General features: G+C 74.4%; 12 protein-coding genes, 2 tRNA genes and 1 pseudogene. 8 read left to right on the top strand and 7 right to left on the bottom strand.

All coding sequences use genetic code 11. From position 1 onward, the window contains the following. Window positions 1-96: 96 nt before the first annotated feature. Window positions 97-3,429 carry a protein kinase domain-containing protein gene (locus WMF43_RS12075; protein ID WP_437679926.1) on the top strand — a complete coding sequence of 1,111 codons (3,333 nt, stop codon included), beginning with the start codon at window positions 97-99 and terminating at the stop codon, window positions 3,427-3,429. A 139-nt stretch (window positions 3,430-3,568) separates the two neighbouring features. On the opposite strand, the gene WMF43_RS12080 is transcribed toward WMF43_RS12075, so the two are convergent. After that, the gene (locus WMF43_RS12080; protein ID WP_437679928.1) at window positions 3,569-4,531 is read right to left on the bottom strand and encodes a hypothetical protein; all 963 of its coding nucleotides are present in this window, start codon (window positions 4,529-4,531) and stop codon (window positions 3,569-3,571) included. A gap of 795 nt (window positions 4,532-5,326) precedes the next feature. Here WMF43_RS12080 and WMF43_RS12085 point away from each other — a divergent pair. Together WMF43_RS12085 and WMF43_RS12090 are read left to right on the top strand one after the other, a co-directional pair. Beyond that, a complete protein-coding gene (locus WMF43_RS12085) occupies window positions 5,327-6,850 on the top strand; it encodes a M16 family metallopeptidase (RefSeq protein WP_437679930.1) in 1,524 nt (507 codons plus the stop codon). After that, window positions 6,847-8,475, top strand: coding sequence for a M16 family metallopeptidase (locus tag WMF43_RS12090; protein ID WP_437679932.1), 1,629 nt, complete (start codon window positions 6,847-6,849; stop codon window positions 8,473-8,475). Before WMF43_RS12085 ends, WMF43_RS12090 begins: the two co-directional genes overlap by 4 nt. 63 nt (window positions 8,476-8,538) lie before the next feature. Here the strand turns inward: WMF43_RS12090 and WMF43_RS12095 are convergent, their stop codons facing one another. The 3 genes from WMF43_RS12095 to WMF43_RS12105 all read right to left on the bottom strand — a co-directional run bounded on the left by WMF43_RS12095 (window position 8,539) and on the right by WMF43_RS12105 (window position 14,501). Next, window positions 8,539-9,183 carry a hypothetical protein gene (locus WMF43_RS12095; RefSeq protein WP_437679934.1) on the bottom strand — a complete coding sequence of 215 codons (645 nt, stop codon included), beginning with the start codon at window positions 9,181-9,183 and terminating at the stop codon, window positions 8,539-8,541. A gap of 45 nt (window positions 9,184-9,228) precedes the next feature. Then, window positions 9,229-10,785 carry a DUF6600 domain-containing protein gene (locus tag WMF43_RS12100; protein WP_437679935.1) on the bottom strand — a complete coding sequence of 519 codons (1,557 nt, stop codon included), beginning with the start codon at window positions 10,783-10,785 and terminating at the stop codon, window positions 9,229-9,231. Between the two features lie 242 nt (window positions 10,786-11,027). Beyond that, window positions 11,028-14,501 carry a HEAT repeat domain-containing protein gene (locus WMF43_RS12105; RefSeq protein WP_437679937.1) on the bottom strand — a complete coding sequence of 1,158 codons (3,474 nt, stop codon included), beginning with the start codon at window positions 14,499-14,501 and terminating at the stop codon, window positions 11,028-11,030. Between the two features lie 558 nt (window positions 14,502-15,059). On the opposite strand from WMF43_RS12105, the gene WMF43_RS12110 reads away from it, so the two are divergent. Beyond that, entirely contained in the window at window positions 15,060-16,283 is a 1,224-nt protein-coding gene (locus tag WMF43_RS12110) for a hypothetical protein (RefSeq protein ID WP_437679938.1), read from the top strand. After that, window positions 16,280-17,074, top strand: a complete 795-nt coding sequence (locus WMF43_RS12115; RefSeq protein ID WP_437679940.1) for an MXAN_2562 family outer membrane beta-barrel protein — start codon at window positions 16,280-16,282, stop codon at window positions 17,072-17,074. The genes WMF43_RS12110 and WMF43_RS12115 overlap by 4 nt, the downstream gene beginning before the upstream one ends. A gap of 131 nt (window positions 17,075-17,205) precedes the next feature. On the opposite strand, the gene WMF43_RS12120 is transcribed toward WMF43_RS12115, so the two are convergent. Both WMF43_RS12120 and WMF43_RS12125 read right to left on the bottom strand, forming a co-directional pair. Continuing rightward, window positions 17,206-17,796 (bottom strand): serine protease, encoded by a 591-nt coding sequence (locus WMF43_RS12120; protein WP_437679942.1) that lies wholly within the window; start codon window positions 17,794-17,796, stop codon window positions 17,206-17,208. 182 nt (window positions 17,797-17,978) lie between these two features. Then, a tRNA-Pro gene (locus WMF43_RS12125) sits at window positions 17,979-18,052 on the bottom strand. 310 nt (window positions 18,053-18,362) lie between these two features. Between WMF43_RS12125 and WMF43_RS12130 the strand changes: the two genes are divergently transcribed. From WMF43_RS12130 to WMF43_RS12140, 3 genes are all read left to right on the top strand, one after another. Next, window positions 18,363-18,779: a VOC family protein gene (locus WMF43_RS12130; RefSeq protein ID WP_437679944.1), complete on the top strand. Its 417-nt coding sequence runs from the start codon at window positions 18,363-18,365 to the stop codon at window positions 18,777-18,779. A gap of 243 nt (window positions 18,780-19,022) precedes the next feature. Beyond that, on the top strand, window positions 19,023-20,033 hold the full coding sequence (locus WMF43_RS12135; protein WP_437679946.1) for a hypothetical protein: 1,011 nt from the start codon (window positions 19,023-19,025) through the stop codon (window positions 20,031-20,033). 121 nt (window positions 20,034-20,154) lie between these two features. Further along, window positions 20,155-20,227: transfer RNA gene (locus tag WMF43_RS12140), tRNA-Arg, on the top strand. A 133-nt stretch (window positions 20,228-20,360) separates the two neighbouring features. On the opposite strand, the pseudogene WMF43_RS12145 reads toward WMF43_RS12140, so the two are convergent. After that, window positions 20,361-21,149, bottom strand: a pseudogene (locus WMF43_RS12145) (tyrosine-type recombinase/integrase); the annotation flags it as partial. Between the last annotated feature and the right edge of the window lie 6 nt (window positions 21,150-21,155).

Here is a 21,155-nt window from a genome sequence, read left to right on the forward strand (position 1 = left end):
GCCGGCCGACGCGCGCGGCGCTGCCCGGCCATCGCGAGCTGGGCTCGCTGGTCCGGGTTTGCTCGGGCTTCTGGCGGCGGGGTACGCTCGCTCTTCGTGCCGGGCCCGGACGAGGATCTCACGCTTCTCAGCGATGCGGTGCCCGTCATCACGCGGCCCGTCAGGGCCGAGCGTGACGAAGCCGAGCACGGCACGGGCGGCCGGGTGCCCTCCCCGAGCGACGCCGCGGGAGCCGAGGCGCGGCCTCGGGGCGACGCCGCGGCCGGCGAGGCGCGCCTCCTCGGCGAAGGCGCCGGTGCGGCCAGGGTGGAGCGGCACGGCGAGGCCGACGTCGCGCGAGGAGGCAGCGCCGCGCCGGGGCAGGTGATCGCGCGGCGTTATCGGCTCACCGATCGCCTCGGCGCGGGCGCGTACGGCGAAGTGTGGACCGCACAGGACCTCGTGCTGGGCCGGCCCGTGGCGCTGAAATGGATGCACCGCTCGGCCGGCGCGAGCTCGGCGCGCGTGCGCCGCGAGATCGCCGCCCTGCGCATGCTGCGGGTGCCGGGCGTGGTGCAGCTGCTCGACGAGGGGGTGGAGGGCGATCGCCCCTTCCTCGTCATGGAGCGCGTGGAGGGCACGCCGTTCCCGGGCGGGAAAACCCGCGACGCGGAGCCGCCGTCGCGCCGCGCGTGGGCCGACATCGCGGCGCCAGCGCTCGCGCTGTTCGAGGTCCTCGCGCGCGTGCACGCCGCGGGCATCGTTCACCGCGATCTGAAGCCGGACAACGTGCTCGTCGACGCCGAGGGGCGCCCGACGGTGCTCGACTTCGGCATCTCGCTCTGGAGCGAGCCGGGCGCGCGGCTCACCCAGGACAACCAGGTGCTCGGCACGCCGCTCTACCTCGCCCCCGAGCAGATCGTGGACGCGGCCGTGGACGGGCGCGCCGATCTGTACGCCGCCGGGGTGATGCTCTACCGGGCGCTCACCGGGCGCGTGCCCCACGAGGCCGAGGGCGTGAGGGCCCTCTTGAACGCGCGGCTGTCATGGCCCGCGGTGCCCATCCAGGAGATCGATCCCGGCATCCAGGCGCAGCTCGCCGAGGTGATCAACCGGCTCCTGGCCCAGCGGCCGGAGGATCGGTTCCGCTCCGCGGCCGAGGCGCTGACCGCGCTGCGGGGCGGTCGGGTGCCGCGCCGCCATGGGCCGGAGCTGCCTCGCCTCGGCGATCACGCGGCGCTCCGGGCCGTCGTCGAGGCGGCGCGCGGGCGGCGTCCGGTCGATCTGGTGGGGCCGCCGGGCTCGGGCCGCTCGCGCTGCCTGCGCGACGCGAGCGAGGCGCTGGAGCAGGCGGGGCTTCGCGTCGTGTCGCTGCAGCCGTCCCGCGCGCCGCTGGGCAGCCTGCACCCGCTCCTCGGCGCCATGGAGGAGCAGAGCGCGCGCCGGCTGGAGGACGTCACGGCCTGGGCTGCGGGGCAGCTCCAGCGGGCGCTCGCCGACGGCGCGGTGATCCTCGCCGACGACGCGGACCGGCTCGACCCCTGGTCGGCCGCGATCCTGGAGCGATGTCGGGCCGGCGAGGGCGCGATCGTCCGGGCCTTCTCCGGCGTGCCGCGCGTGCCGCGCGTGCCGCGCGCGCCGTCCGGGCCCCCGCGCGCGGACGTGATCGCGCTCGGTCCCCTCGACGAGGCGGCGCTGCGGCCGTTGTTCGCGGGGCCGGACCGGCTCTTCCATCTGCGCGAGGACGCCGCGCGCGCCTTGTGGGAGCGGACCGAGGGGTTCCCCGCGCGGATAGAGGCCGAGGTCACGCTCTGGCTCCGGATCGAGCTCGCGCGCTGGGACGGCGCGGCGCTCGCCGTGCAGCGCGAGGCGCTCGATCGGCTGAGCGCGGGGCTCCGGGAGACGACGCCGGCCGTCGAGGGGCCGCTGCTGGCAGACGAGCCGCACCTCGGCGAGCTCCTGCGGTGGCTGGCGCTCGCCGGGCACCAGCTCGACATCGAGCAGCTCGCGGCGGCGATGGAGCGACCGGTGTGGAAGGTCGAGGCGGAGTGCGAGCAGCTGGTGCGCCGCGGGATCGCGCGGCGTCTGTCGGGCGATCGCGTGGAGCCGCTCGGGCAGGTCGACATCACGTGGCCCGCGGTGCGCCGGATCAAGGCGCACCGCGCGATCGCGCGCGTGCTGCGTCCCGGGCAGGAGGGGCGCCTGTTCCATCTGCTGGCGGGAAACGAGGAGCTGGCGGCGGCGCACGAGGCGATCGAGGTCGCGCTGGGCCGCGCGTCGGCCGGGATGCTGGGTCAGGCGGTGGCCACGCTCGGCGAGGCGCTCCTGGTTGCGCGCCAGCCCGGCGGGGAGGCTGCGGGCCAGGCCGAGCTCGGGATCCTCTCGGTGTGGGTCAAGATCGCCTTTGCGGAGGGGACGCCGCGCGCCCTGGACAGGGTGCTCTACGAGCTGTCACGCGCCGGGGTGCGCGGCCCGGACGTGATGCGCCTCGAGCTCTTGGTGCAGGCGGCGCTGGCCGGGCTCGGGCCGCGCGGGGACCGGGCGCGCGAGCTGGCCGACGGCCTCTCGCCGTTCTCCGACCCGGAGCTGGAGCGGCGGCGGCACGGGGTGCGGATCGAGGCCGCGGCGAGGCGAGCTTCCCCGTCGATACTGGCCCAGGCGCTGGTGGAGATCGACGCGTGGGCCGAGCGCGCCGGGCACCCGGTGGCGCGGCTCTGCCTCGTCGAGGGCCGCGCGCGGCTTCGCTACGTCGAGGGGCGCTTCGACGAGGCGGCGGCGCTCCACGCGGAGGCGGCCGCGTCGGAGCCGTGGCAGACGGGGCAGGTCGCGGCGATGCTGCGCTCCGCGTCGGCGCTCCTGGAGGCGTTCCGTCACCGCGAGGCGATCGCGCGGGCGGAGGCGGCGCGGGAGCTCGCGGCGCGCTGCAGGAGCCCGTACTGGGAGGGGCGCGTCGAGTGGCTGGTGCGGTCGGCGCTTTACCGCATGGGCGAGGCGGCGGAGCCGGACATCGAGCTGGTCGAGGCGATCGTGCGCGTCGGCGTGCCTCAGCTCGAGGCGCTCGTGTGCCTGACCGAGGCGGCGGTGGCGTATCGCGCGCAGCGAGCGGCGGTCGCTGCGGAGCTCGGGGCGAGGGCGGAGCGGTTGTGGCGGGGGATGGACCGCCCGTCGGGGGCGCTGCTCTCGCGGTGCCTCGCGCTGGCGGCGGGGGCGCGGGCGGACGACGGCGAGGTGGAGGAGCTCGCCGAGGCGGCGAGGGCGTGCCGGGTGCCGGGGATCGGGCTGCAGGCGCTGGGCCTGCTCGGGAGGGCGGCGCCGGAGGCGCGGGCGGGCTTCCGGGGGGCGCTGGGCGCGCTGGCGGAGGGGATCCCGCGGGAGCGATGGGACGAGCGGATGGATGTGTTGTCGGCCGCGGAAGCGTTCGAGGGGGCGGGAGGGGAGGGGACGACGTAGCGGGGGCCGCGGCGCACTGCCTATGGCGCGGGGGCGGGGGCGCCGGTGGGAAGGGGCTGACGTGGCCATCCAGAGGAGGGGAGAGCGCTGCGGCTGACGTGTCAGCGCTCGGTGCGGTGGATCCCCTGGACGCAGGAGATCACTCCGCGTCGGGCCCGAGCAACCAGGCCAGGAGGGCGTCGGTGTCCAGGTCGAACACCGCGGCAGCGGCCTGGGGATCGTCGAGCGAGCTCGCCCTGTTCGCCACGGCGGCTTGCTCTGCAGTGCTCAGCTCGCGGCGCAGCCGGCGCGCGAGCACGCCCCGCAGCATCACCTCGATGCCCTGCCTGCGGCCCTTCTCGATACCCTTCTCGATGCCCTGCTCGATACCCTTCTCGATGCCCTGCTCGAACACCTCCCGCAGGGTCTCGCTCGCCAGGATCGACTGCTCATCCAGCTCCTGTACTCGCATCCTGATCTCCTTGCTCCAAGTGTGCCCCCAGGGGGCCAGCTCTGCCAGCACCTGCATCACGGCATACAGCTCCGCGCGTTGCTCGTCGCGAGGCTCGCGGCGGCGGAGCTCCTCGACCACCTGCCGTATCGAGTGCTCCGTGGCATCCACGGCCAGGGGCGTGAAGACGAGCCAGAACACGCCCGGGCGCGCCATCAGCTCGGCCACCTTGCGCTGGTAGACCGCCTCGATACGGAAGCGCTGGCCGCAGAAGCGGTGGCTCTCGGGCCAGTTCGTCCGGAACTGCCCTTCGAGAGGCCACGGCGCAGCGCGCCCGCTCAGCAGGACGGCCACGCTCTCTACCGGGGGGATCACGTCGTCGCCGCGGCCCCGGTCGGCCGCAGCCCGGAGCGAGAGGACGAGTAGGACCGCGTACTCGAACATGCGGAGCGCGAGGTCCTTTCCCGGCGCGACGATGAACTCCAGCTGCACGAGGCACCGCTCACCGCCGCCGCGGAGCTCGAGGACTCGGTCGATCCTGCGCTCCAGCGCGGTGAGCTGCGTCTCGACCCACGACACCGATTCAACCGGAAACGAGAACCTCAGCCCCTGAGCAAGCTCGCCGCCGCAGCGCAGCGCGATGTGCCGCAAGGCGATGTCGTACTGACCCATCCAACCGACCTCCACCCGGGCGCACGCAGCGAGAGAGGCCGCTGCGCCCGGCGCTGATCCAACGCTCCACCTCGACCGGATTTGGACGGCCCGAGGTGCTCTCGTTGTGGATTCCGGGCACGAGGCTCGAACGATCCGGAAATGAGACATGAGGGCCAATGCCCTCGCGTCCTTGCGTCCGGCAAACTCCGGTCCTTCTGGACCTGCTCGCTCCTTATCTGAGGCCCCACCCGGCCATCTGGACACCCCACCCGGCCATCTGGACACCCCACCCGGCCATCTGGACACCCCACCCGGCCATCTGGACACCCCACCCGGCCATCTGGACATCCCACCCGGCCATCTGGACATCCCACCCGGCCATCTGGACATCCCACCCGGCCATCTGGACATCCCACCCGGCCATCTGGACATCCCTCCGCCTCCACCTCGCCCCGGAAGCCCACCCCGTGCGTCCAGATCCAGCTCCCGCGTGGACACCCAACGTCAGCGAGCTCATCTTTGCTGCTTCGCGCCGCCCCCGCCCGCCGTGCTCCCGACGCCCGTCGCTCAGCCCCTGTGAGTCCAGTGCCCCCAGCACGCGTCTCCTCACGGGCGGCGTGATGGCAGGCGAGGGGCCACCCGCCGCGGCGGCGCGCCAGGGCATCGACGGTGATGCCATTCTGTCACCGCAGGCGTGCCCCCGTCCTCTCGCTGCCGCGTCCATGCGGCGCGACCTCTCCCTTGCTCGTCCCGCTCCCCTGCCGGGCCGAGCCCGCTTGCGTCCTGACCGGGGCGGGCGCAACCCTCGGGCCCATGCAGATCCGCGCGCGTCATCCGTCGCTTCCGCGCTCCGCCCGACCGATCGTGGCGGCCGCGGCCGCGGCCCTCTCCGTCTCCGTGCCGCTGGTCGCGCCGGCGGCGCCGCCGCAGGCCGCGCCAGCGGCCCCGAAGGCTTCGCCGGCGGCTGCCGCACCGGCCTCGCCGAAGCCCGAGCCCGCCGCCTCGCCGGCCTCACCGAAGGCCACGCCCGCCGCGACGCCCCCGCCGAAGCTCGACGTCCCCTTCACCAAGTACGCCCTCAAGAACGGCCTCACCGTGATCCTCCACGAGGACCACGCGCTGCCGACCGTCGCCGTGAACCTCATGGTCAAGGTCGGCTCGCGGTTCGAGGAGCCGGGGCGCACCGGCTTCGCGCACCTGTTCGAGCACCTCATGTTCATGGGCACGCGCCGCGTCCCCACGAAGCAGTTCGACGCGTGGATGGAGGCGGAAGGCGGCTGGAACAACGCGTGGACCAGCGAGGACCGGACCGACTACTACGAGGTCGCGCCGGCCCACGCGCTGCCGCTCCTGCTCTGGCTCGAGGCCGATCGGTTCTCGTCGCTCGCCGCCAGCATGGACCAGGCGAAGCTCGACGCGCAGCGCGACGTCGTGCGGAACGAGCGCCGCCAGACGAGCGAGAACGAGCCCTACGGCAAGGTCGAGCTCCTCCTGCCCTCGCTGCTCTACCCGAAAGGACACCCCTACCACCACCCGGTGATCGGCTCGCACGAGGACCTCCAGGCCGCGACCGTCAACGACGTGACCGCGTTCTTCCGGCGGTGGTACGTGCCGAACAACGTGTCCCTCGTCGTGGCGGGCGACTTCGATCCGCAGAAGACGCGCGACCTCATCGAGCGGTACTTCGGCGGCATCCCGGGGCAGCCCGTGCCCGCGCCGGCCGCGCCCGCGCCCGCGAAGCTGAACGGGATCGTGCGGGAGACGATCGAGGACAACGTGAACCTCCCCAAGGTGGTCATGGCCTGGCACAGCCCCGCCCGCTTCGCGCCGGGCGACGCCGACCTCGACCTGCTCGCCAACGTGCTCGAGGAGGGCAAGGCGAGCCGCCTCTACAAAGCGCTCGTCTACGACATGCCGCTCGCCCAGGAGGTGCGCGCCTACCAGAGCTCGAGCGATCTCGAGTCGACCTTCTTCGTCGAGGCGATCGCGCGGCCGGGCGTGCGGCTCGAGAAGCTCGAGGCCGCCATCGACGACCAGCTCGCGAAGGTGCGCGACGCCCGGGTGAGCCGCGAGGAGCTCGACCGGGCCAAGAACCAGTACGAGACCGCCTTCGTGACCGCGCTCGAGTCGGTCAACGCGCGGGCGAGGATGCTCAACCAGTACGAGACGTGGAAGGGCGACCCCGGGTTCGTCGAGCAGGACCTCAGGCGGTACCGCGACGCGACCGCGGAGTCGCTCCAGGCCTACGCGAAGAGCACGCTCGACCCGAACGCGCGGGTGATCCTGCGCGTCGTGCCCAAGGGAAGCGACGAGGCGAAGAAGGCGGTGACGAAATGAGAGCGAGATACGGTCTGGCGATCAACGCGGCGACGATCGCGCTGCTCGGCGCCGCGGCCCTCGGCTGCGGTGAGCCGAAGGCGCCGGCGCGGCCCGCGGCCCAGGCGGCGCCGCAGCCGAGGGCGACGGCGGCCGCCCAGGAGCCCGATGCGCTCGGTCCCAAGCCGGCGCTGCCGGAGCCGCAGCCGTTCACGCCGCCGTCGCCCGTGGTGCTCGACGGGCCGAACGGCGTGAAGGTGTGGCTGCTCGAGCGGCGCGCGCTGCCGCTCGTGTCCGTGACCGTCGCCGTCCCCTCGGGCTCGGCGGACGATCCCAGGGGCGCGGCGGGGCTCGCCCACATCACGGCGGACATGCTCGACGAGGGCGCCGGGCAGCGGAGCGCGGTGGAGCTGTCCAGCGCGATCAACGACCTCGGCGCGACCCTCTCGGTCGGGGCGCGCGCGGACGGCAGCCTCGCGACCCTCTCCGTGCTGAAGAAGAACTTCGCGAAGGCGTTCTCCCTCCTCGCCGACGTGATCGCGCGGCCGCGGCTCGAGGCCAAGGAGTGGAAGCGCGTCAGCGAGCTCTGGCAGAACGACCTCAGGAAGCGCGGCGACGATCCGTCGCGGGTCTCGCTCCTGGTCTCGATGGCGGCGCACTACGGGCCGGGCACGCCGTACGGGCACCCCGTCGAGGGGCTGCTCGCGGACGCCGGGACGATCGGGCTCCCGGCCGTGAAGGCGTTCTACAAGGCGGCGTGGCGCCCCGACCGCGCGGTGATCGCCGTGGTCGGCGACGTCGGGCGGGACGAGGTGATGCAGGTCGTCTCGCGCGAGCTCGGCGCGTGGTCGGCTCCGAAGGGCGCGGCCGGAGCCGCCGCGCAGTCGCCGAAGGGCGCGGCCGGCGCTGCCGCGCAGTCGCCGAAGGGCGCGGCGCCCGGCGCGGCAGGGGCGCAGCCGGGGACGGCGGGCGCGGCGGGCGCGAGCGCCGCGCCGTCGTGGAGACCCCCGCGGCTCGTGCTCGTCGACCGGCCGGGGGCGCCGCAGTCGGTGATCGCGGTCGTGCGGGAAGGCGTCGCCGCGGGGGATCCGCGGCGGCCGCTGCTCCAGCTGATCAACACCGCGCTCGGGGGCTCGTTCACGTCGCGCCTGAACCAGAACCTGCGCGAGGACCACGGCTGGTCGTACGGCGCGGCGTCGGCGTTCACCGAGATGAAGCAGCAAGGCGCCTTCATGGCGCGCGCGTCCGTGGTCGCCGAGGCGACCGGGCCCGCGCTGAAGGAGATGCTCGCCGAGCTCACGAAGATGGCCGACTCGGGGCTGACCCCGGGCGAGCTCGCGAAGGTGCAGGCGCACGACCGCGCGGACCTCGTCGCGTCCTACGAGACGGTGAGCCGCACGTCCGTGCGCTTCGGGATGCTGGCGCGGCTCGGGCTTCCGGAGACGTTCGACGTCACCGCGAGCCAGGCGCGCCAGAAGGCGACGCTGGCCGGCCTCGCGGAGCTCGCGAGGGCGGTGGACCCCAAGGGGGCGACGCTCGTGGTGGTCGGGCCGCGACAGGAGATCTTGCCGCAGCTCCAGGCGATCGGCCTGGGCGAGCCGGAGGCGTGGGACGTCGAGGGACAGCCGATCCAGGCGAAGAAGTAACACCCGGCGCGGCGCTCGTCCTCGCCGAGAAAGGCGCGAGGACGGGCGGCCGCGCGCGGCGCTTCAGGGAGACGTCGGCTCGAAATCGAGCGGGTTGCTGGGCGCGCCCTCGTGCAGGACGCCGTTGCCGAACCAGTAGACGAAGCGGGGCTGCAGCTCACCGTCGAGGTAGGCCTCGAGCCGGACCACGGCGCCCTCGGTCGTGGTGAAGGTCATCGCGTCGACGTCCGCGCCCGTCTCGGCGTGGAGGTACGCGATGCCCTCGTCGGCCAGGCGCGTCGCGTCCGTCTTCTCGAGCTCGACCCCGGTGATGTCGAGCAGCTCGGACGAGGTGTCCACCGAGGCGTAGAGGTCGAAGCTGCAGACGACCTTCGAGGTGTTCGTGTCGCAGGTCGTCCAGAGCGTCCACGTCCCGCCGGCCGCGTACTCGACGAAGATGCCGACGCCCTCGCCCGGCTCGCTCTCCACGACCGCATCGGTGTCGATCGCGACGCGCAGCGGATCCTCGGAGGGCTCCTGGGAGCCGTCGTCGGTCGCGCCGTCCTGATCGTTGTGGTCGTCGTGGTAGACGTCGCCGTGGTGGCCGCGGTCGTGGCGACCGTCGCCGTCGACGACGATGCAGCCGCCCAGGGCGACGGGCGCGGCGGCGAGAAGGAACGACCACAGGCCCAGTGAACGAACCTTCACAAAGTCGGCGAAACAAGTCATCGCTTCTGCTCCTGCTCGTGGACGTCGCAAGACGTGGACCAAGCGCTACCTCCGCGGCCGACCCGGCGACGGCGCCGCCCTCACCGGCGAGGGGCTCGAGGGGAGCTGGAACCGGGGGCGCGCCGGCGCAGGCGACACGCTCGGGAGGGCGCGCGGCCTCGCGACCGGCGCGCTCAGCTGCGGCGTGGGTACGGCGCGCGGCGCGGGGGCCGGCGCCGGCTCGCGCTGGACGGCGCGCGGCGCGGGGGTGACCCGCGGCGCCGGGGCGACGCGCGGTGCCGGGGCGACGCGCGGTGCGGGGGCGACCCGCGGCGCCGGGGCGACGCGCGGCGCCGGGGAGACGTGCGGCTCCGGCGGCGACGGCGGCGTGGTGAGCGTCCGCGGAGCGCGGTGCGGCGCGCTCACGCCGGCACGGGGCAGGGCGCCCGTGTCGGGCAGCCGGCGCTGCGGGCCGTCGGGCCTCGCGATGCCGGAAGGCTCCCGGCCGTCGGGGGTCCTCGGCGCGCGCAGCGAGGACGCCTCCCGCCGCCCGCCGCCCGCGGGGGGCGCCGCCAGCGGGCGAGGAGGCGTGTTCGCGAGGTTCGCCCGCGGCGTCGTGCTCTTGCGCGCGTAGGCAAGGGCGCGAGGATCCGGCCGGCCGCGGTGCTTCGGCGCCGCCGAGTCGGGGACGCCGGCCTCCGCGAGCGAGGGCGACGCAGGGCGGTAGCTGCCGGGGCGCAGGCCGTGCGACGAGCTCGAGCGCGGGTCGCGACCCGCCCCTTGCGGGCGAGCGTCGGCCCGCCCCGGCCTCGTGGCCGTGGGGCGCGCTGGCCGGTACGTGTGCGAGTGCGCCGCGATGCGCCGGACGACGTGGCGGTCGCGGACGATGTGCGTGTGGACGTGGCGGTGGAACACGTGGGTCGTCGGGCAGAAGACGTAGGCCGCCGGGGGGACCGTCCAGAGCGAGACCGCGACGCCGCCGCTCCAGTAGTACGTGGGCGGCATCGGCGCCCAGCCGACGTAGCCGTAGTCGCCGACGCGCCAGACGACCCAGGCCGGGGCATACACGCGGCCCGGGATCCAGGCCCAGCCGTGCGCGGCGATCCAGACCCAGCGGCCGTAGTGGAAGGGGATGTGGCCCCAGGAGTAGTCGCTGACCCAGAGCCACTCGCCCTCGTCGGTCATCGACCAGTGCCCCGCGGTCTGGTACGGCGCGAAGTCGGGGCCGACGACGACCGCCGAGGGCACCCACACCTGGCCGTAGCTCGGGTCGTCGATCCAGGTGCCGTAGGGGGCGAGCGGCTCCTGGAACTCGATCAGGGCGCTCGGGTCGGTGTCCTCGTACTCGTCCGCCGAGAGCTCCGCGCTCACGCCGACCTCGACGTCGACCTGCCGGGTCTCGGCGGGCTGTGAAGGAGCGGTCTCACCGGCCGCGGCAGGGCTGTCGGTCGTGTAGCCCTGGGGGAGCCCCTGGGCGGCGCCGGACCGCGGCAGCGCGAGCAGCGCGGCGAGCAGCGGCAACACGCGCCCGAGCCGGCGGAGGCGGCTCCTGTTGAGGTCGGACGCCCCGGCCGGCGCTGGGCGCGAAGGGGAAGCGGGCAGCGGAGGAGTCATCGGCAGCATGATGGGTCCTTCTCGGTGTGAGTGCCAGGGAGAGGTCGCGCTGGCTCCGGGGCAGCGGTGCAAGCGGCGTTCCGTTGTTCCGCTCGAGGGCGCCGCGCGGCGCGTGACGTTTTGACGTGTCGCGCCGCAATTCCCTTCGGCGTGTCGCGCCGCGCCTGACGTTTTGACGTGGCGCGTGATGCGCGTGATGCGCGTGATGCGCGTGATGCGCGTGGTGCGCGTGATGCGCGTGGTGCGCGCGATCAATCGATGTCGCCGTCGTCCAGCGCCGGGGTGTCGTCGCCGGTCGCGGACGGCGCGGCCCTCGGAGGGAGCGCGACCGGCAGCTTCGGCAGGAGCGAGAGCCGGGTGTGTGCGTCGGCCAGCTTGCGATCGGCCTCGCGCAGGCGGCGGTTGAGCACCCGGATCACGGCGTCGGCGATCTCGGCCGTCTCCCGGACCGCCTCGCGGAAGTCTTCGGCCGAGACGCGGAGCAGCTCGGCGTCGTCGATGACCACGGCGGTGGAGCCGCGCGGCTCGCTGTCGAACAGCGACATCTCGCCGAAGACGTCGTTCGCGCCGAGGCGGGCGATCTCGCGGCCGTCGAGCGTGAGGCTCACCTCGCCGGAGAGGATCGAGTAGAGCGCGCCGCCGGGCTCGCCCTGGCGGAAGATCACGTCGCCTTTCATGAGCGAGACCACGAGCGAGCCGCGCGCCAGCGCCGCGAGGTCGTCGCCGGCCACGCGCGAGAAGAGCGGGACGCGCTGGAGGAACAGGATCTTCTCGATCGTGGTGTACATGTCGTCCTCGGGATCGATGCCGGTGCCGCCGGTGACCGCCCAGTATCGTGCGAAACGGGCCACCGCGGGATCGCCGTCGGACCGCAAAGCGGTCAGGCGCTCGCGGGCGCCCGGCGGCGACGTCACGGCGATGGCGAGCGCGGCGGCCTCGCGCACGAGCGGGTCGGGATCGTACGTCGCGGCGAGCGCGTCCTCGGCGGCGCCGGCGATCGCGTGCTCCGCGACGGCGTTGAGCGCGAGCGCGGCGCCGTAGGGGTCGCCCCGGGCGATCTCGCGGCGGATCCAGGCGACGGCGCCGGCCTCGGGGGGCATGGGCTTCGGCGGGAAGGCGGCGTAGAGCTCGAGCAGGCGCTCGACGAGGGCGACGAGGCGCTCGCGCAGCCGGCGCTCGAGGAGCGACTCGAGCACCTCGAACGCGTTGGCCCGGAGCGCGGGGTCGGGGTCGAAGACGTGCGTGCGCACGAGGGCGACGACCTCGCGCGGGTAGGCGAGCTCGCACAGGCGGAGCACGCGGATGAGCCCCTTGCGGAGCCGGCGGAGCTGGTGCTGGTCGAGCAGCGGGCCGGCGACGCGGGGGCGCACCGCGATGTACGCCTCGCGCATGCGGACGTGATCGACGGTCTCGTCGTCGATGCACGCGCGGACGACGCGGAGCGGGGCCGGCGGCGCGTTCAGCGCGAGGCGCAGGCGCGAGGCGGACGCGAGCACCTTCTGCCGGAGGGACTCGTCCGGGTGGTCGATCCGTGCGAGCAGGGCGTCGAGCGCGCCGCGGCTGCGGAGCCGCGCGAGCACCCGGGGGATGGCGAGCCGCGCGGCGCGCGGCGTCTCGTCGTCGTCGAGGCGCGCGGCGAGCTCGGGGACGGCGTCCTCGCCGAGCGCCTCGATGGCCCGGGCGGCGGCGGGGGCGAGGGCGCGCTCGGCGAGCGCGTCGGCGAGCAGCGGGAGCAGGCGCGGGTCGGCGACGTTCGACGAGGCGCGCACGGCCTCGCGGCGCACGGCGGGATCGGGGTCGCCGATGAGCCGGGCGAGCGCGCGCTGGAGCGACGCGTGGCCGACGAGGCCGAGGATGCGCGCGGCGGCGGCGCGGTCGCGCGGCGACGGGCTGTCGAGCAGGGCGCGCAGCCGCGGCGCGCCCTCGAGCATGCCGTCGAGGCCGCAGTAGCGGAGGAGCGCCGCGACGGCGGCGACCCGGAGCGCCTCGTCGCGCGGCGACCGGCTCTCGGGCGGCTCCGGCGAGGCGCCGCGGGCGGGGGCGCCGTCGCCGGCGAGCGCGAGCAGCTCGTCGTGGGCGTCCTCCCGCAGGAGCGCGGCGAGGGCCTCGACGGCGGCGACGCGGACGGCGGAGCTCCGGTCGCGGAGCGCGGCGCGCGCGATCTCGGCGCCGTCGTCGTGCTGGAGCTCGGCGGCGAGGCGCACGGCGAGGGCGCGCACCCGGGCGGAGCCGTGGCGCGAGAGCGCGGGGATGGCCTCGCGCACGAGGGCGGGGTCGTGCGGCCGGAGCTGGTCGACCGCGAAGAGCACCTGCGTGACGGCGCGGCTGTAGAGCGCCTCCTTGAGGACCGCGCGCGTCTGCGGGCCGTACGCGCCGAAGGCGACGCTCTCGGCGTCGAGCTGGCGGCGCATCAGGGTGCGGCGCATGGCGTCGAAGTAGCCGCGCCGCGCGAGGGGGATGAGGGCGATCGTGGCGATGCAGAGCGGCAGGGAGTAGAGGCCGATCAGCGCGGCGTCGTCGACGAGCGCGGGGCCGGCCGCGGCGGTGGGGGCGAGGGCGAGCAGGAGCAGGGCGCCGACGCCGTAGCCGAGGGGCTTGGCGATCGCGGAGACGAGCGTGCGCACCCGCTCCCGGAGCGCCGGCGGGAACGGGAAGAAGAGCAGCTGCATGGTGGCGTCGTGCAGCGTGAACTGGAGCGCGTTGTCGCTGACCTTGAGGATCGCGGCGAAGGCGAGGGAGGGGCTCGCGAGCAGCGCGGCGGTGCTCGCGGTGAACGCGGCCGGCATGGCGAGCAGCCCGCCGAGCACGCCGTGGCGCCGGAGGACGAGCGGCGTGACGCCGAGCTGCACGACGAGGCCGATCACGCCGACGGCGCCGTAGAGGAAGCCCATGAACCGGGCGAGGTCGTCGCGGTCGGGGTAGGCGGTGAGGGCGATCGCCTTGAACTGGTAGTCGCCGACCGTGAGGACGGTGAAGAGGAGGAGCGTGAACAGCGCGACCGTGAGCGCGTACGGCGAGCGCCAGGCGGCCGCGCGCGGGAGGCGCGCCTGGAGGAGGACGTCGTCGCCGGACGGGGGCCGCTCGAGCGGGTGCCGCCGCGCGAGCCGGATCGTGAGCGCGGCCATGGCGAGCAGCGCCGCGATGAGCACGAGGAGGAGGTTCTCGGTGCCGATCCACGTGACGATGCCGCCCGTGGCGAAGCCGCAGGCGACGGTGCCGAGGACGCGGCCGGTGCCGATCAGGCCGAAGAGGCGCTTGGCGCTGCGGGGGTCGTGCAGGTCCTGGGCGATGGCCCAGACGAGGACGGTGGTGAAGTTCGCGATGATCTCGGACCAGACGTAGAAGACGAGGTAGGCGGCGCGCACCTCCTGGCCGATGAGGACGCGCAGCAGCGCGAAGGTGGCCGCGCTGAAGAGGGCGAAGGCGACGCACAGGCGGGCGCGCGAGAGGCGGCCGGCGACGAGGTTGTAGACGAGCGCGGCGGCGGCGGAGGCGACGCCGTACACGATCCACATGGGGGCGATCCAGGTGACGGGGAACCTGGTCAGGAACAGGGCGTCGCGGGCGGAGCGGCCGACGACGAGGATGAGGGCGGAGAGGAAGAGCAGGCAGAAGAGCAGCGCGGTCCGGTGCAGCTCGGCGCGGGTGAGGGGGACGCCGAAGACGGCGGTGTCGGCGCCGGCGGCGGGCGCGGCGCCGCCCGACGGCAGGCGGCTGGGCCGCATCGACGGCGAGCCGGGGCGCCCCGACGGCGAGGCCGGGCGCCCCGACGACGAGGCCGGGCGCGTCGAGGAGGCGGGCCGCGACGTCGGCGCGCCGTCCGGGCGTACGCTGGGCTGTCCTGGTCGTGCGGCCTCCGGGGCAGAGCCGCGCTCCTTGGCGCTCGGCTCCGGCGGAGCGGCGTCGGATGGATCCACTGCGCTCAACCCTAGCCGAGCTTCGCTGGACGGCGTGTATCTAGGGGCACGCGGACCACCGACGGCCACGCGGACCGCCGGGCGGCCGCGGGCGAGGCGCGCCGGCCGCTCGCTGCGGGGGCGGAGGGCGACGGGGCTGAGGGCGACGGGGCTGAGGGCGACGAGGGCGGAGGGAGGGCGGCGGGCTGCGGGGAGCTGCGGCATCTCGATGCGCGGCCGCGGCGGCGCTGACAACTTGTCAGGAACGGAGAGCTGCGCTGGCCAGACCGTCATCCGGCGGGGGCGGCACGCGTGATTTTCCCCTGACCTGAAAGGCCGTGCGAGGTATTTGCGGCGTGGTACGAGCTGTGCTGAAAGGACGCGCGCATGGACAAGACAAGCTTTCTCTTGGGGCCGCCGCCGCGCGGGAGGCGGCTCCTGGCCCGGCTGCTCGCGGCGACCCTCGCGGCGGCGGCGCTCGTCGGGGGCGCGGGCCGGGCCGGCGCGACGGTGACCATCAGCACCGACGTCGAGCGCACGGGGGACCGGCGCCCGACCTCGCGGTTCCCGCTGTGGATCAGCCGCCAGGACTGCCTCGAGGACAACGATCTCGTGTTCACGATCACGCTGTCTCCCGGGAGCTACTCGCGCGGCGATACGCTGTCCGTCTGGGTGAGCGGGACGGTGGATTGCAGGCTGTACGAGGAGCGCAGCGAGGGCCACTGCAAACAGATCGAAGCGAAGTCCAACCTGGAGCCGACGATGGGGTTCCGCGTGTCCGCCAAGGAGATCGCGGAAGCCCTGAACGCGGGGAACTGCGAGGACGCTGGCCCGAGCACGAGCGGGCGCCCGGTGTCGATTTACTTCCTGCGCCAGGAGTCGACGCAGGACAACGTCGGCGCCGACGATTCTGCCGTTTGGACAGACACCAAGATGGATCTGCTCGGCCCGAGGCCGCCGGACAGCGTGACGGCGGGGAAGGGCGATACCCGGCTCATCGTCGAGTACACGCAGTCGGTGGATGAGGACCTCGCCGGCTATTACTTCTATTGCGACAGCAACGTCGTGAGCTCACCGGGCTCGGGCGGGGGCGGCGCAGACGGGGCAGGTGGTGCAGCTGCTGGGGGCGGCGCGGCCGACGGGGGCGGGGGTGGCGCAGGTGGAGGAGACGGCGCAGGCGGCGGGGCGGACGACAGCTCGACGGCGGGCGGAAGCTCCGACTGCGGCTCGGGGCGGCTCGCTCCGGGGAAGGTCCCGGATCCTTCGCTCACTCCATGCGGCCGGTCAGGAAAGGCCAGCGCGGGTGAGGCGACAGGCCTCCAGAACGGCGTCGAGTATGCCGTGGCGGTCGCGGCTTACGACGACCTTGGCAATCCGGGCACGCTGTCGCCGCTTGCGTGCGCGACGCCGGTGGACGTGGACAGCTTCTTCGAGCTGTACCGGGAAGCCGGTGGGCAGGCGGGAGGGGGGTTCTGCAGCGTGGGGGGGCCGGTCGGTGCAGGCCGGTGGGTCCCGTTGCCCCTCGGCGCCGTCGTGGCCGGTGCTGCCCTGGGGTTGTGGCGCAGGACTCGACGGCGGCGCGCGCGCCCCTTCGCACAGGAGCATGGATGAACTCCCACTTCACTCGGATCGCCGCGGCGTGCCTTGCGGGCGGCGCGGCCCTTCTCGTCGCCAGCGCCGCGTCGGCGCAGGTGGGCACGCCGCACAACGACTGGCGGCGGATCAACCGGTCGAGCAACGGCAGCGACCGGTACGCCTCGCCTCAGAGCTTCGCGTTCGAGGCGCGCTTCGGCGCCTACTTCCCCGGGGTGGACGAGGAGTTCTCGGCGGGAGGGGCGGGCCCGTACGAGAGGAGCTTCGGGGGCGACAACCTGTTCTACTTCGGGCTGGAGCTCGACTGGCTGCCGCTGCGCATTCCTTACGTGGGCGCGATCGGCCCGGGGCTCGGCTGGGGGTACACGTCGGCCTCGGGCAAGGGGTTCGAGGACGGCACGGAGGACAGGTCGGAAGAGGACACCTCGCTGACGATCATGCCCATGCACCTCTCTGCGGTCATCCGCTTCGATGAGCTGATGCGGAGGACGGGGGTCCCTGTCGTGCCGTACGCGAAGGGCGGCCTCGGCATGGGGCTGTGGTACGCCGGGAAGGCCTCCGGCGGGGACGAGCAGGACGGGGTGGCGGGGGAGGGCATCACCTGGGGCACGCACTTCGCTTTCGGCGCGATGCTGGCGCTGAACTGGCTGGATCGGCGCTCTGCCTCTCAGCTCGACGAGTCGACGGGCATCAACCACACGTACCTGTTCGGCGAGTGGATGTTCGCGAACCTGGACGGGCTCGGCTCGCGACCGCAGATGCACGTCGGCTCGTCGACGTGGGTCCTTGGGCTGGCGCTCGATATGTGAGGTGACGAGCGGCGCTGGCGCCCCGGGGGAGCGGCGCCAGCGCGCGGAGGGAGCGGCGCTGGCGCGGTAGGGGGGAGCGGCGCTGGCGCGGTAGGGGGGAGCGGCGCTGGCGCGGTAGGGGGACGCTGGCTTTACAGCTCGTTGCTGTCGAGCGGTGTGCTGGTGTCCTCTTCTTCGATCACCGTCGTTCCCCGCCGACGGGCCGCGGTCGGGCGGCGCGGCGGGCTGTCGCTCTCGAAGGTCTTGACGACCTCCTGCGAGGGAGGGCCGAAGATGGGCACGACGAGCTCGCGCGCCGTCCCCTCGCGCTCGTAGGTGACCTTGAGCTCGGTCGCGCTGGCGAGCTTGCGGTAGGCCGCGAACAGGTCGTCAGGGCGCTCCAGCGGGGTGCCGTTGATCTGCGTGACGACGTCGCCAGGCTTGAGATCGAGCTCGTTCCAGTCCGGGGGCAACGCGAGGATCTTCCAGCCGATGAACGCGCCCGCCCGGATGACCTCCTCGACGGGCACACGCCGCAGGATCCAGGGCGGGCCCAGCAGCAGCACCCGCTCGACGTCCGCACGAGCGAGCTGCCCCGCCGGCGCCGCCTGCTTCGTCGGCGCCGCGCTCGGCGCACGCGAGACCGGCGCCGGCGCCGGCGCAGCGGTCTGCTGGCCGCCGCAGCCGGCAAGGACGGACAGGGAGAGGCACGCGACGAGCGTGAGCGTTCCGTGCGTCGACATCGGGCGACTATGCGCAGGAGGGGCCGGGGGGCCAAGTAAGACGAGGACGGCCGCGGCGCCGGGCCGGGCGCGCGGAAGGGCGCCGGCGTGCGGGTCGGAGGCCGGAGCTGCACGTGCAAGAGAGAAGCCGGCCGAGCGGCGGTGGCAGCGGGGGACCGGGCTGACGAGGTCGTCGGAAAGGGTCGGGGAGGCGGGATTTGAACCCGCGACGACGAGCACCCAAAGCTCGTGCACTACCGGACTGTGCGACTCCCCGGGCGAAGCGTCCGCAGGCGGGACCATAGACGACGTGCCCCACCGGGGCAAGACGGGTCGCGAGCGCGGCCGCGCGCGCTGCCCGGGGAGGCGAACGAGAAGGGCGGAGGTGCAGGAGGGGGAGGAGCGCCGGAGGTCGAGGCGCAGGAGGGCGAGGCGCCGGAAGGCGCGGCGACGGCGGGGCGAGGCGACGGCGGGGCGAGGCGCAGGAAGGCGAGGCGCAGGCGGGTCGAGGGGCGAGGCGGCGCAGGGGAGCTCGTTTCCAGGTGCGACGCCGCGAAAAAGGCGCTGAGATGCGGGCGAGGCGCTGCATGAGCGAGCCGCTGTCGTCGATGTCGCCGCCGTCTGTCCATCATCTGGCCGTGGTCGTGCGCGATCTGGAGCGGGCCGAGGCGTTTTACGCGGGCGTCCTCGGGCTTCCGGTGGTGCGGCGCTGGGAGGACCAGGCCGGGATGCCGCGATCGGTTTGGCTCGGGCTCGGGAGCGGGGCCTTTCTGGCCGTGGAACGGGCGGCAGCCAGCGGGCCCACCCGCCCGGACGAGGCGCCGGGGTGGCACTGCGTCGCCCTGGGGATCGCCCCGTCCGAGCGGGAGGCGTGGCGCTGCCGGCTCGCCGCCGCGGGCGTGCACATCGAGCGGGAGAGCGCCTACTCGATGTACGCGCGCGATCCGGAAGGGAACCTGGTGGCGCTCAGCCATTACCCGCACGTGGAGGAGCGCGCGGGTTGAGGGCGCGCCATCCCGGGGGCGCGGGGAGCGCGCGAGGGAGGCAGCGGTAGGCGCGCAGCGGAGGCGAGGGAGAGGAGGCGCCGGCGTGAGCCGCGCCCGATGCGCAGTGCACGTGGAGCGCTGCGGTGCGAAGATGGAAAGTCGTGCCGCGAGCCGGCGTACAGGAAGCGGGTCGGGCCGATACGAATTCCAGGGAACGGTCGAGCCGGAGGTGTCGAGATGCCGGGTTCAACGTCGGATTCCATGTCGCCCGATGCTCCCGTGCCGCTCGCCCTTCCCTTCGGGGCGATCGGCCTCGTGGGCGGCTGGCTCACGGCCGACCAGATCGGGCGCCCGGAGCCAGCGCTCCGGTTGCTGCTCACGAGCATCACGCCCATCGTCGCGGCGCTGCTGGGCAGTTACCTGACAAGGCAGATCGGAGGCGTCGGACCAGGCGCGAGGGCGGAGAACGCGGGGTGGGCGGAAGGCACGACCCCGGTGGAAGGGCCGGGGCAGTGGACGCGGCGCGGGCCGATCGTGGCGGGCCTGCTCGCGCTGGGGGCGATCGGGGTGGCCGGCGTTGCGAACGGCATGGCCATCGGGGTGATGTTCGGGCCGCCAGGGCTCGTGTTCGGCGCGGCGTTCGGCGCCGTGTGCTCGCTGCCGTTCATGCCGGCGCTCGCGGTGGTGCTGCTTGCTGCGAGCCGCGTCGGCAGGGCGCGCGCAGGGTCGATCGTGGCGGCGTCGGATCGACGCGCGGTGTGGGGCGCGACGGCGGGGGTGATCGCGGCGGCGGTGCTGGCGGCGCGGGCGTGGATCGGGGCGCACGTGGTGGCGGAGCTGGGACATGCCGTGGCCGGCGTCGCGCTCGCGGTGGTGGGGGCGCTCGTCGTGGCCGATGCGGTCGCGCTGGCGCGGGTGGTGAAGCTGCCGCGGGGGCGAACGGAGGTGGGGGAGAGCGGAGACGGCGTAGAGATGGGGGAAGGAGGAGAGGCGGGGGACGACGACGCGAGGGGGGCGGAGAGCGCTGCGTGTGCCGGTGCACTGGGCGCGAGCGGGGCGGCGGGGAGCGCGGAGAGGGTCGACCTCGGCCTCGGGGACGACGTGCACGTCGAGGTGGTGCGGCCGACCCACGCCTACCGGGGCGTCCGGCAGATCGCGCGGGTGGTGCGGGGGAACCGCGAACGCGCCGCGGCGGCGCTGCGAGGAGCGCTGGTGCGGGGCGGGACCGTGCTGGCCGTGGGGGCGGCGCTCTGGGGAGCGCCGTGGCGTTGAGGGAAGGCGGGCAAGGGAGGTCGCGGCAGCTCGAAGGGAGACGGGCGAGCGAAAGGGCGGGGATCTGGCTTGAAGCATGGGACGAGGTGTGCCAGGGTCCGGCGCCGGTAGCGTTGCCTTTGCCCCCGTAGCTCAGTGGATAGAGCAGCGGTTTCCTAAACCGTTGGTCGGACGTTCGAGTCGTCTCGGGGGCGCCTCATTTCCCGAGGATTCGGCGGGATCCGCCCCCCCTTGCGGGGGGCCGCTGGGCCGATCCTGGGCCAAGCGGTCGGCCCACGCGGCGTGCGTCTCGCGGGCGGCCTCGGAGAGCGCGGACGCCGCGAGGTGGGCGTAGCGCTGGGTCGTCGCGATCGAGCGGTGGCCCAGCAGCTCCTTGATCTCCTCCAGCTGCCAGCGGCGGCCCCGCCAGCCGCTGACGAGGGACGACGCGCAGCTGTGCCGGAGGTCGTGCCAGCGCACCGGCCGACCGTCGTGGCGCTCGGCAGGGACGACGCCGGCGGCCTCCAGGAACGCCGGCCAGTGCCGCGGCGCCTTCCCTTGCCGACGCGCGCCGCGCAAGGTAGGCCAGAGCAGCCCGTGCTCGTTGGGCCGTCCGCGCGCGAGCCGCTCGAGCTGGCGTAGCGTGGCGTCGAGCGCGAGCCCCATCAGGGGCACGCGGCGGACGCGACCGCCCTTCGTCGAGCGCGAGCCGCGACGCTTGCCGAAGCGGATCACCACGTGAGGGAGCTCGGCGCGCGCGTGCACGTCGCGCAGCTCGAGGTTCCACTGCTCGCCCTCGCGCACGCCGGTCCAGAGGGCGAACGCCGCGAGGTCGGGCAGGTCTGGATCGCCAGGGGGCGCCGGCGCGTCGAGCAGCGCGGCCTGCTCGTCGAGCGCCAGGTAGGTCCACGGATCGAAGGTCCGGCGTTCGTGCGCCACCCGCCGCGGCAGGCGGACGTCGGCCGCCGGGTTCGCGTCGATGAGCTCCGCCTCCACCGCCGCCTGCAGGCAGCAGCGGAGCAGGTTCAGGGTGTTCTGGGCCGTCGACTTGCTGATGGTGCGCGCCGGGTCGCTCTGGTGCCCACGCCCCCGCGTCGCACTCTTCTTCACCAGCAGCGCCGCCCACCGGCGGATCATCACCGG

This window comes from Sorangium sp. So ce131, from assembly GCF_051519095.1.
Taxonomy (GTDB): Bacteria; Myxococcota_A; Polyangia; order Polyangiales; family Polyangiaceae; genus Sorangium.